The sequence below is a fragment of the Geodermatophilus sp. SYSU D00691 genome, from assembly GCF_054050275.1.
The window spans coordinates 1-11,142 of sequence record NZ_JBJGYZ010000070.1 but is presented as its reverse complement, the minus strand read 5'-3'; the positions used below and the strand labels follow the sequence as shown (position 1 = coordinate 11,142).

Annotated in this window: 11 protein-coding genes; 7 read left to right on the top strand and 4 right to left on the bottom strand. The window is 76.3% G+C overall.

What is annotated here, in order from left to right; all coding sequences use genetic code 11:
• Positions 1-197 precede the first annotated feature (197 nt).
• Complete coding sequence (locus tag ACI797_RS27590) at positions 198-1,844, bottom strand: FAD-binding oxidoreductase (RefSeq protein ID WP_456864000.1); 1,647 nt, start codon at positions 1,842-1,844, stop codon at positions 198-200.
• A 16-nt stretch (positions 1,845-1,860) separates the two neighbouring features.
• Here ACI797_RS27590 and ACI797_RS27585 point away from each other — a divergent pair, with 16 nt between their 5' ends.
• Positions 1,861-3,372 (top strand): glycerol-3-phosphate dehydrogenase/oxidase, encoded by a 1,512-nt coding sequence (locus ACI797_RS27585; RefSeq protein ID WP_456863997.1) that lies wholly within the window; start codon positions 1,861-1,863, stop codon positions 3,370-3,372.
• Here the strand turns inward: ACI797_RS27585 and ACI797_RS27580 are convergent.
• Positions 3,369-3,836 (bottom strand): MarR family winged helix-turn-helix transcriptional regulator, encoded by a 468-nt coding sequence (locus ACI797_RS27580; RefSeq protein ID WP_456863994.1) that lies wholly within the window; start codon positions 3,834-3,836, stop codon positions 3,369-3,371. The two genes, ACI797_RS27585 and ACI797_RS27580, sit on opposite strands and share 4 nt — an antisense overlap.
• A 38-nt stretch (positions 3,837-3,874) precedes the next feature.
• Here ACI797_RS27580 and ACI797_RS27575 point away from each other — a divergent pair, with 38 nt between their 5' ends.
• From ACI797_RS27575 to ACI797_RS27565, 3 genes are all read left to right on the top strand, one after another.
• Positions 3,875-4,780 carry an NmrA family NAD(P)-binding protein gene (locus ACI797_RS27575; RefSeq protein ID WP_456863991.1) on the top strand — a complete coding sequence of 302 codons (906 nt, stop codon included), beginning with the start codon at positions 3,875-3,877 and terminating at the stop codon, positions 4,778-4,780.
• The gene (locus ACI797_RS27570) at positions 4,777-5,415 is read left to right on the top strand and encodes an NAD(P)-dependent oxidoreductase (RefSeq protein WP_456863988.1); all 639 of its coding nucleotides are present in this window, start codon (positions 4,777-4,779) and stop codon (positions 5,413-5,415) included. Before ACI797_RS27575 ends, ACI797_RS27570 begins: the two co-directional genes overlap by 4 nt.
• A gap of 61 nt (positions 5,416-5,476) precedes the next feature.
• Positions 5,477-6,271: a methyltransferase domain-containing protein gene (locus ACI797_RS27565; RefSeq protein ID WP_456863986.1), complete on the top strand. Its 795-nt coding sequence runs from the start codon at positions 5,477-5,479 to the stop codon at positions 6,269-6,271.
• 44 nt (positions 6,272-6,315) lie between these two features.
• On the opposite strand, the gene ACI797_RS27560 is transcribed toward ACI797_RS27565, so the two are convergent.
• Positions 6,316-7,068, bottom strand: coding sequence for a MerR family transcriptional regulator (locus ACI797_RS27560; RefSeq protein WP_456863984.1), 753 nt, complete (start codon positions 7,066-7,068; stop codon positions 6,316-6,318).
• Between the two features lie 92 nt (positions 7,069-7,160).
• On the opposite strand from ACI797_RS27560, the gene ACI797_RS27555 reads away from it, so the two are divergent.
• Complete coding sequence (locus tag ACI797_RS27555) at positions 7,161-8,168, top strand: haloalkane dehalogenase (RefSeq protein ID WP_456863981.1); 1,008 nt, start codon at positions 7,161-7,163, stop codon at positions 8,166-8,168.
• A gap of 25 nt (positions 8,169-8,193) precedes the next feature.
• Positions 8,194-9,024 (top strand): pentapeptide repeat-containing protein, encoded by an 831-nt coding sequence (locus ACI797_RS27550; RefSeq protein WP_456863978.1) that lies wholly within the window; start codon positions 8,194-8,196, stop codon positions 9,022-9,024.
• On the opposite strand, the gene ACI797_RS27545 is transcribed toward ACI797_RS27550, so the two are convergent.
• Positions 8,990-10,222, bottom strand: coding sequence for an Nramp family divalent metal transporter (locus ACI797_RS27545; RefSeq protein ID WP_456540557.1), 1,233 nt, complete (start codon positions 10,220-10,222; stop codon positions 8,990-8,992). The two genes, ACI797_RS27550 and ACI797_RS27545, sit on opposite strands and share 35 nt — an antisense overlap.
• A 26-nt stretch (positions 10,223-10,248) precedes the next feature.
• Here ACI797_RS27545 and ACI797_RS27540 point away from each other — a divergent pair, with 26 nt between their 5' ends.
• Entirely contained in the window at positions 10,249-10,986 is a 738-nt protein-coding gene (locus ACI797_RS27540) for a class I SAM-dependent methyltransferase (RefSeq protein ID WP_456863975.1), read from the top strand.
• Positions 10,987-11,142: the final 156 nt, after the last annotated feature.

The window sequence follows — 11,142 nt, the reverse complement described above, 5'->3', positions numbered from 1 at the left end:
CACACACACATGCCACCCGGACCCTCACCGCCCCCAGCCCAGCCCGGTGATGCCACACCGACGTCGTCGGCGATCAACTCGCGCCATCACCCACGGCGCTGGATCAGTTACCCAACACCCTCTGAGGACCCGCCCCCTGATCCCGGGCACCCCGTGCGGAGTCCCACGGCGGCGTTTCCGCGCCGTGGGACTCCGCGTCATTCGGGGAGGAGCACGCCGGGGTTGCAGATGCCGGCCGGGTCGAGGCGCTGCTTGACCGCGCGCAGCACCTCGACGCCCAGCGGCCCGACCTCCCGCTCCAGCCACGGCCGGTGGTCGGCGCCGACGGCGTGGTGGTGGGTGAGCGTGCCGCCCGCGGCCACCAGGGCGTCGGTCGCCGCGCGCTTGGCGGTGAGCCACTGCTGGATCGGCAGCGCGTCGTCGCGGTCGGCGAGCACCGTGAAGTACAGCGAGCCGCCGGTCGGGTAGCCGTGCGAGAGGTGCGTCATCACCAGCGGCCGCGCCCCGTCCCGCGCCAGCGACGCCCGCAGCGCGGCCCGGACGGCGTCGTACACCGCCGGCAGCGCCGTCCACGTGGCCGCCGTCTCCAGCGTCTCCACCAGCAGGCCGCCGTCCATCAGCCGGTCGCGCAGGTACGGGCCGTCGAACCGGTGCGCCTTCCACGACCCGCCGACCCGCTTGCCCAGCCGCACCGCACCGTCGTCCTTGAGCGCCGAGGCGGCCGCGCGCATCCGCGCCTTGACGATCGACGGCAGCCCCTCCCAGCCGACGACCAGCAGGCAGCCGTCGCCGCGGCCGCGGGCCCTGAGCGAGCCGCGCAGCGCCCGCGCCCCGGCGCCGGACGCCATGAGCAGGTTGGCCCGCGTCTCGTCGGCGTCGGAGAGGCGGACGACGTCGGGCAGCAGGTCGTGCCGGGCCAGCCGCTGCAGCGCGGCCAGTCCGGCGGCCCAGGAGCGGAACGACCAGCCCTCGTAGTGCGCCGTCCGCGGCTTCGGGCGGACCCGCAGGGTCAGCTCGGTGATGATCCCGAGCGTCCCCTCCGAGCCGACGGCCAGCCCGAGCAGGTCGGGCCCGGCGGCGGTGGCCGGCGGGTGCCCCAGCCGGAGCACGCCGGTCGGCGTCGCCAGCGTCAGCCCGGCGACCAGGTCGTCGAACCGGCCGATGCCGGTCGACTGCTGCCCGGCCGAGCGGGTGGCGGCGTACCCGCCGAGAGTGGCGAACTCGAAGCTCTGCGGCAGGTGGGCCAGCGTCAGGCCGTGCGGGGCCAGCGCCTCCTCCAGCGCCGGCCCGCGCAGGCCCGGGCCCGCGGTCACCAGCGACGACGGGACGTCGACCGACACCACGCCGGCCATCCGGGAGAGGTCGACCGAGACGCAGGGGCGGTCGTCGGGGTCCGTGCCGGCCAGGCCGCCGACCACGCTGGTGCCGCCGCCGAACGGCACGACGACCACCTGGTGCCGGCTGCACACGGCCAGCAGCGCGGCGGTCTCCTCGGTGCTGCCGGGGGTGACGACGGCGTCGGGGGCGTCGGACGCGTCGCCGCTGCGCCGCCGGACCAGGTCGAGGTAGCTCTTGCCGCCGGCGTGCCGAAGCCGCGTCTCGCGGTCGGTGCGCACGTTGCCCTCGCCGAGCAGCCCGGTGAGCGTGGCGAGCTCCGCCTCGGGCAGCCGGGACGGCGCCAGCGTGACCTCGTCCACCGGCACCGGGGGCGTCGACCGCGGCGTCCACCCGAGCTCGCGGGTGAGGAAGCGGCGGGCCCCCTTGGGCAGCGTCTCCTCCAGGTCGGCGGGGGGCGCGGCGGGAGGCCCCCACCCCTGGATGGTCAGTTCCGGCTGCTCGGGCATCGCTACAGTCTGCCGAGTGCTGCCCGGTGCCCTGAGCCCTGCCCGCCGGGCCCGTGACCTCGAGGCCGTCGCCGGCGGGCGGGTCGACGTGGTGGTCGTCGGCGGCGGCGTGACCGGTGCCGGGGTGGCGCTGGACGCGGCGGCCCGCGGGCTGTCGGTGGCCCTGCTCGAGCGCGCCGACCTCGCGGCGGGCACCAGCCGCTGGTCCTCGAAGCTGGTGCACGGCGGGCTGCGCTACCTCGCCCACGGCGAGCTCGGCCTGGCCCGCGAGAGCGCCCGGGAGCGCGCGGTGCTCATGGGCACGACCGCGCCGCACCTGGTCCGGCCGCTGCCGTTCCTGGTGCCCGACGTCGCCGGGCGCTCGGTCAGCGCGCTGGCCGGGCTGGGGGGTCTGGCCGCCGACGCGATCCGCTCCTCGGTGCCCGGCGGGCGGGGCTCGCTGCCCCCGACGCGCCGGGTCCGGCCGGCCACCGTGGCGCGGCTGGCGCCCGGGGTGCGCCGCGGGCGCGGCGGGGTCGTCTTCTGGGACGGCCAGCTCGCCGACGACGCCCGGCTGGTGGTCGCCCTGGCCCGGACGGCGGCCGCGCACGGCGCGCACGTGCTCACCGGCGCCGCGGTCACCGGGGTGGACGGCGCCGACGTGCACGTCGCCCTGCCCGGCGGGAGGACGGCGACGGTCCGGGCCGGCGCGGTGGTCAACGCGGCCGGCGTGTGGGCGCAGCAGCTGGCGCCGGGCGTGCGGCTGGTGCCCTCGCGGGGGTCGCACCTCGTCGTCCCGGCGGCGCGGCTGGGGTCGCCGTCCGCGGCGCTGACCGTGCCGCTGCCCGGCTCGCGCTCCCGGTACGTCTTCGCGCTGCCGCAGGCGCGCGGGCTGGTCTACCTGGGCATCACCGACGAGCCCGTGGCCGGCCCGCCGGGCGACGAGGACCCGAAACCCTCCGACGCCGAGGTCGCGCAGCTGCTGGGCACCGTCAACCAGGTGCTGGCCGACCCGCTGGAGCGCGCGGACGTGGTGGGCGCCTACGCCGGGCTGCGGCCGCTCGTGCTGCCGGCGTCGGAGGGGACGGGCCCCGGCGACGCCACCGCCGACCTCTCCCGCAAGCACCTGCTGTCGTGGGACGGAGCGGTCCTCACCGTCGTGGGCGGCAAGCTGACCACCTACCGGGCGATGGCCGAGCAGACCGTCGACCAGGTCGTGGCCCGGCTCGGGCGCGGGACGCCGCGGTCGGTCACCGCCCGGCTGCGGCTGGTGGGCGCGGCGCCCCGGCCGGCGCTCGCGCGGGTGGCGGCTCCGCGGCGGCTGGTCGAGCGGTACGGCACCGAGGCGCCGGTGGTCGAGGCGCTGGGCGGCGAGCCGGTGGTCGAGGGCCGGCCGGAGACGGTGGGGGAGCTGCGCTTCGCCGTCCGGGCGGAAGGCGCGCGGACCGTCGCCGACCTACTGGACCGCCGGACCCGCATCGGGCTGGTGCGCGCGGACCGCGCGCGGGCCGCGATGGTCGCCGAGCGGGTGCTCGCCGAGGAGAGCTAGGGCCGCCCCGCGGCGTCCGAGGGTGGGGACGCCGTCATCGCCGTGGCGAACCGGCTCAGCAGGTCGGCGAGGGCGGCGACGTCACCGGCCGTCCAGTCCGCCAGCAGGGTGCCGAGCCGGGCGGTGCGGAACTCGTCCGACGCGAGGACGAGGCGCCGGCCCCCGTCGGTCAGCGACAGGGCGGCGCGCCGCGGATCGGACGGCGAGCGATCGCGCGCGACCATGCCCGCGTCGACCGCCCTCGAGACCAGCCGGCTGGCCGTCGAGTGCGTGACGCCGAGGAAGTCGGCCACCTCCAGCACCCCCGCCCGGCCCGACCCGTGCTCGGCGAGGGCGAGGCACACGAGCAGGGTGGACCCCTCCACCGTGCGGCCCTCGTGCCGTACGCCGGCCGGCGCGTCCCACGCCCGGCGCAGGCTCAGCAGGGCGCGGTCCACCCGCGCCAGGTCCTCCCTGCTCGCCACGGTGGCCACCTCGTCCCTGATGTATGTATCGTACATACATGCCCGCAGTCCTCGTGACCGGATCCTCCGGCAACGTCGGGCGTCCGCTCGTGCAGCGGTTGCTGGCCGCGGGGGTGGCGGTCCGGTGCGCCGACCGCGAGGGCGGCGCGCGAGGTGCGGACGCGGAGCGGGTGTCCTTCGACTTCACCGATCCCGCCACCTGGGACGGCGCCTTCCGCGGCATCACGACGATGTTCCTGGTCCGCCCTCCGGCGCTCGGCAACGTCCGTCGCGACGTGCTCCCGGCCGTGGCGGCGGCCCGGGAGGCGGGGGTGCGGCACGTCGTCTTCCTCTCGCTGCAGGGTGCCGAGCGGCTGCGCGTCGTACCGCACGCGACGGTGGAGGCCTGGCTGCGCTCCTCGGGCATGGGCTGGACCTTCGTGCGGCCGTCGTTCTTCACGCAGAACCTGACGACGACGCACGCCGTCGACGTCCGCGACCGCGACCGGATCGTCGTGCCGGCGGGTGGTGGGCGCACCGCCTTCGTCGACACGCACGACGTCGCCGCGGTCGCCGCTGTCGCGCTGACGGAGCCGTCCCTCCACCGGGCGCGGGCCTGGACGGTGACCGGGCCCGAGGCGCTCACCTACGACGAGGTGGCGGCGATCATGGGGGAGGTCCTGGGCCGCCGGATCACCTACTCGCGGCCGTCGATCCCCCGCTACCTGTGGCACGCCCGGCGGGTGCTGGGCATGTCGCCCGGTCTGGCGGCGGTCACGGCCGCGATCTACACGACCGCCCGCCTCGGTCTGGCGGCCGGCCTCACCGACACGGTCCGGCAGGTCACGGGCAACGAGCCGACGGCGGTCCGCGACACGCTCCGGCGGGAGGCCTTCGCGCTCCGCCGTCCGCCCGCCGACCCGGCGGCGCCCGCCGCCGTACCCGGTCCAGGAGGTACGCCATGAAGGTCGCCGTCCTCGGCGCGACCGGCCGCACCGGTCGCGCCGTCGTCTCCGAGCTGCTCCGCCGCGGCCACGACGTGGCCGTGCTGGCCCGCGACCCGGCCGCGGTCGACGTGGCGGACGGCGCGGTGCGCGTCGTGCCCGGCGACAGCCGCGATCGCGCCGCGCTGGAGGAGCTGGTCGCGGGCGCCGACGCCGTCGTGTCCGCGCTCGGTCCGAGGGCGAAGGACGCCACCCTGCACCGGGACACCGCCGCGGTCCTGATTCCGGTGATGCAGGAGGCCGGGGTGTCCCGCTTCGTGGGCGTGTCGGGTGCCGGTATCGACGTCCCGGGGGACCGCAAGACCCTGCCGCACCGCCTGATCTCGTTCCTGATCCAGCGGCTGGGTGGACCCGTGGTGGCCGACAAGCCGGCGGAGTACGCCGCCTGGGCGGCCAGCGACCGCGACTGGACGCTCGTGCGCCCACCCCGCCTGCTCGACGGCGAAGCGACCGGGACGGTGGCGCACGACGCCCACCGCTCGCCGCGCGGGACCGGCATCCGCCGCGCCGACCTGGCCGCCTTCCTGGTCGACGTGGTCGAGCAGCAGCTCTACCAGCGTCAGGCGCCGCTGGTCGCGGGGGGCCGTCGCGCGTGAGTCGTCCCGAACCGTGAGATCGCAGTTTCACTGTGTGGACTGCATCCGGCAGGCTGAGGTCGTGGACACCTACACGCACGGGCACGCCGACGCGGTGCTGCAGTCGCACCGCTGGCGGACGGTGGAGAACTCGGCGGCGTACCTGGCGCCGCACCTGCGCGCGGGAGTCGACGTGCTCGACGTCGGCTGCGGCCCGGGCACGATCACCGTCGACCTGGCCGTACGCGTGGCGCCCGGTCGCGTCGTCGGGCTCGACGTCTCGCCGGACCCGCTGGCGGAGGCGCGGTCGCTCGCGGCCTCCCGCGACGTGGACGTGACCTTCGCGGTCGGCGACGTCTACGCCCTCGACGCGGCCGACGGCTCGTTCGACGTCGTCCACGCCCACCAGGTGCTGCAGCACCTCACCGACCCGGTGGCGGCGCTGCGCGAGATGGCGCGGGTGTGCCGGCCGGGCGGGCTCCTCGCCGTCCGGGACGTGGACTACGCGACCTTCGTGTGGTGGCCCGACGACGCCGGCCTCGACCGGTGGCTGGACCTCTACCACCGGGTGGCGCGCCGCAACGACGCCGAGCCCGACGCCGGCCGGCGGCTGCTGGCCTGGGCGCACGCCGCCGGCCTGCGCGACGTCACGGCCACGACGTCGGCCTGGTGCTACGCCTCACCCGCCGAGCGCGAGTGGTGGGGGAACTCCTGGGCCGGCCGCGCCACCGCCTCGGCGTTCGCCGAGCAGGCCGTGGCCTACGGGCTGGCCACGCCGGACGAGCTGGACGCGATCGCCGACGCGTGGCGGCGCTGGCGCGACGCCGACGACGGCTGGCTCTCGATGACCCACGGCGAGCTGCTGATCCGCGTCTGAGCGGAGTGGATCCGTGCGGGTGACCCGCCCGGATCCACTCCGGATCAGCCCTGGCGGGCGGCGTTGGCCTGGACGGCGGTGCTCACGTACTGCGCCAGACCCGGCGCGACCTGCTCGTAGTGGGCGGTGAACCGCTCGTCCTCGACGTACATGCGGCCCAGGCCGGCGTGCATCTCGGGCGGGCAGTCGTAGAACCACCGGCTGATCTGCTGCCGGTGCGCCTCGGCGACGTCCATCGCCTGCTCCGAGTCGGCCGGGACGCCGGACCGCATGGCCTCGGCGAAGCGCCGCTCGACGTCGGCGCCCTCCTCCTTGATCCGCAGCCAGTCGTCCTTGGTGTACGACTTCGTGCGGCGCTGCGACTCCTTGTACGCGTCGGTCTCGCCCCAGCGCTCCTGGACCTCCTCCTCGTACTGGGCGGGGTCCTGCTCGCCGAACACCTCGAACCGCTCCTCGGGGGTCAGGGAGATCCCCATCGTGCGTGCCTCCATCTCCTTCTCCACGGCCGCGACCATCTGCTGGGTGCGCGCCAGCCGGTCCCGGAGCAGCGCGAGCTGCCGGCGCAGGTGCGCCACGGGATCGGCGGCCGGGTCGTCCAGCAGGGTCGCGATCTCCTCGAGGGGGAACCCGAGCTCGCGGTAGACCAGCACCTGGTGCAGCCGGTCCAGGTCGGACGGCGTGTAGCGGCGGTAGCCCGCCGCGGTCCGCTCCGACGGCGAGAGCAGGCCGATCCGGTCGTAGTGGTGCAGCGTCCGCACCGTCACGCCGGCCAGCGCGGCGACCTCGCCCACGTTCACCGGGTCCTCCCTCCGTTGACGGGACCGAGGCTGCGGCCTGACGCGACGTCAGGGTCAAGCAGCTTTCCGCAGCATGCGCCGGGCCGGCCGGCATGGGCGAGAAGGAAGTCCTGCTCCGGTACCTGCGCCAGCGGCGCCGGGCCCGCATCGAGGCCGCCGCCGGCACCTCCGCCGCGCCCGAGGCAGCCGTGCAGGAGAGGATCGCGACCATGGCTGACGACGACGTCTCCCCCGAGGACCCGTTCGAGCGCTCGCGCGTGGCGGTGCGGGACGCCGAGATGGCCTACGTCGAGGTGGGTGAGGGGCAGCCCGTCGTCTTCCTGCACGGCAACCCGACGTCGTCCTACCTGTGGCGCAACGTGATCCCGCACGTGCAGGGCCTCGGCCGCTGCCTGGCGCCCGACCTGATCGGGATGGGGGAGTCGGCCAAGCTGCCCGACCCCGGCCCGGGCACCTACTCCTTCGCCACGCACGCCGCGTACCTCGAGGCCTGGCTGGACGCCGTGGTGCCCACCGGCCGGATCACCTTCGTGCTGCACGACTGGGGCTCGGCGCTGGGGTTCGACTGGGCGGCCCGCCACCCGGATCGCGTGCGCGGGATCGCGTTCACCGAGGCGATCGTCACGCCGATCGTCTGGGCCGACTGGCCCGAGGGCGGACGGCGGATCTTCCAGGCGATGCGCGGGCCCGACGGCGAGCGCAAGGTGCTCGACGAGAACGTCTTCGTCGAGCGGATCCTGCCGGCCTCGGTGGCGCGCGGGCTCTCGGCCGAGGCGCACGAGCGGTACCGGGCGCCGTTCCGGTCGCGGGAGGACCGCTGGCCCACGCTCGAGTGGCCGCGGCAGATCCCGATCGAGAATGTGCCGCCGCGGGTCCGCGACGTCGTCTCCCGGTACGGGCAGTGGCTGCGCACCAGCGACGTCCCGAAGCTGTTCCTCAACGCCGAACCCGGCTTCCTCCTGGTGGGGCGGCCGCGGAACGTCGTCCGCAAGTGGCCGGCGGTGACGGAGGTGACCGTGCCGGGGTCGCACTTCGTGCCCGAGGACTCGCCGCACGCCATCGGCCGCGCCCTGGCGGGATGGCTGCGCGGGCTGGGCTGATCACGGGGAGGGTGACACTGGAGGCGTGACCGCCTCCGACCTGCGCGCCGACTGCAGCGCCTGCGCGGGGCTGTGCTGCGTCGCGCTGCCGTTCGCGCGGTCGGCCGACTTCGCCCTGGACAAGCCCGCCGGCTCGCCGTGCCCGAACCTGGGCGCGGACTTCCGCTGCGGCATCCACGCGCAGCTGCGCGAGCGCGGCTTCGCCGGCTGCACCGTCTTCGACTGCCAGGGCGCCGGGCAGAAGGTCACCCAGCTCACCTTCGGCGGCCGGGACTGGCGCACCGACCCCGGGACGGCGCGGCAGGTGTTCGCCGTCTTCGCCGTCGTGCGGCAGCTGCACGAGCTGCTGGCCCTCCTCGCCGAGGCGCTCGTGCTCGACGCGGCGCGGACGTTGCACGTGGAACTGCGTGCCGCCTACGAGGAAGTGGACGCGCTCACCCGCGGCAGCGCCGAGGAGCTCGAGCGCTGCGACGTCGGCGCCGTCCGGGCCGGGGTGGGCGAGCTGCTGCTCCGGACGAGCGAGCTGGCCCGGGCAGGGCTGCGCGGGCGCGAGCACCGCGGCGCCGACCTGATGGGGCGGCGGCTGCGCCGGGCCGACCTGCGGGGCGCCGACCTGCGCGGCGCCTACCTGATCGGCGCCGACCTGCGCGACGCCGACCTCCGCGCGGCCGATCTCGTCGGCGCCGACCTGCGCGGGGCGGACCTGCGCGGCACCGACCTCACCGGCGCGCTGTTCCTCACCCAGGCGCAGCTGGACTCGGCCCGCGGTGACGCGAGCACCCGCCTGCCCGGCCACCTGCGCCGTCCCCTGCACTGGGCCGTCACGAGAAGAGCAGGAACAGCAGCACCGCGTTGAGCGCGATGATCACGGTCGCGACGACGGCGGCGGCCACCGTCGTGCGGCGCTGGTTGACCAGCTCGCCCATCACGTCGCGGCGGCGGGTCAGCAGCAGCAGCGGCACCAGCGCGAACGGGATGCCGAAGGACAGCACCACCTGCGAGACCACCAGCGCCCACGTGGGCTCGACGCCCAGCGCCAGGATCGCCAGCGCGGGGAAGATGGTCAGCGCCCGGCGGAGGAACAGCGGGATCCGCCGCTCCAGGAACCCCTCCATGATCACCTGGCCGGCGTAGGTGCCCACGCTGGTGGAGGCGAACCCCGAGGCGAGCAGCGCCAGCGCGAACAGCAGCGCCGCCGAGCCGTCGAGGGCGCTGCCGAAGCCGGCGTGCGCGCCCTCGAGCGTGTCGGTCCCCGCCATCGACGAGCCCGCGAACAGCGCGGCCGCCACGATCAGCATCGAGGCGTTGACCAGCCCGGCCAGGCTCATCGCCGCGGTGACGTCCATCCGCTGCGCCCGCAGCGCCCGGCGCCGCTGGCCGACCGTCGTCGCCGTCGTGGTGCTCGGGACGAGGGCCGAGTGCAGGTAGATCGCGTGCGGCATGACGGTGGCACCGAGGATGCCGGTGGCCAGCACCAGGCTCGCCACCCCGTCGAAGCGCGGCACCAGGCCGCCGGCGACCGACGCCGGGTCGATGTCCACCCGCAGCACCAGCAGGAGGAACGCGACCAGGATGACGGCGAAGAACACCGTCACCGCGCCGATGTAGCGGCGGTCGCCGCGGGTCTGCAGCGCGAGCAGGAGGAACGCGACCGCCCCGGTGAGGACGCCGCCGGTGAACAGGTCCAGCCCGAAGAGCAGGTGCAACGCGATCGCGCCGCCCATCACCTCGGCGAGGTCGGTGGCCATGGCCACCAGCTCCGCCTGCACCCACAGGCCGAGCACCACCGGCCGGCGGTACCGCTTGCGGCAGTTCTGCGGCAGGCTCAGCCCGGTCGCCAGCCCGAGCTTGGCCGACAAGCTCTGCACGAGCATCGCCATGAGGTTGGCCGAGACGATCACCCACAGCAGCAGGTAGCCGTACTGCGCGCCGGCCGAGACGTTGGTCGCGAAGTTGCCGGGGTCGACGTAGGCCATCGCCGCGACGAAGGCCGGCCCGAACAGCGCCAGCCGGCGCCGGCGGGTCGCCCGGACCGCCGCGTCCTTCTCCAGCACGGTCAGACCGCCTTAGGTTCGGGGACGTGAGCGAGGGTCCGCGCGGCTGGGGCGCGCCCCTGCACGCGGCCGTGCTGGACGCGACCGGTGTCGGCCGCGGCACCACGCTGCTCGACCTCGGCTGCGGCCCCGGGCTGTTCGCCCGCGCGGCGGCCGACCGCGGCGCGGTGGTGACCGGCGTCGACGCCGACCCGTCGGCGGTGCGGGCCGCCGCGGCCGAGGTGCCCGGGGGCACGTTCCTCGTCGGCGACGCGGCGGCCCCGCCGGCCGGCCCGTTCGACGTCGTCGCCGCGGTGCAGCTGCTCGCGCACGTCGCCGACCCGGTCGCGGTGCTCGCCGCGGCCGGGCGGGCCGGCGCGGTCGTCGCCGTCACCACCTGGGGTGCCGAGGAGGAGTGCGACGTGCGGGTGTTCGGCGAGGCGCTCGCCCCGTGGCTGGGACGGCGACCACCGGCTCCCGCGGTCGACGTGCGGGCGCTCGCCGAGCGGGCCGGCCTGGTGGTCGAGCGGTTCGACGAGGTGGTCTGCCCCTTCGACTACGCCGGCGACGACGCGCTGGTCGGCCCGCTCCTCGGGTCCGGTCTCGGCCGCGCGGTGGCACGGCGGGTGGGCCCCGACGCCGTGCGGGCCGCCGTCCTGGAACGGTGCCGGCCTTTCCGCACGGCGATCGGGACCTACCGGCTGCGCAACCTCTTCCGGGTCCTGGTCGCCCGCCCCGCCCCGCCGCTCAGCCGGTGCCCGCCGCGTGCGCATATCGGGTCTTGAGGAAGCTCCGGCAGAACTCCCCGTTGGTCTCGATGCCCAGCCTGGTCAGCCGGGCCCGGGGGGGGGGGGGGGGGGGGGGGGGGGGGGGGGGGGGGGGGGGGGGGGGGGGGGGGGGGGGGGGGGGGGGGGGGGGGGGGGGGGGGGGGTGGGGGGGGG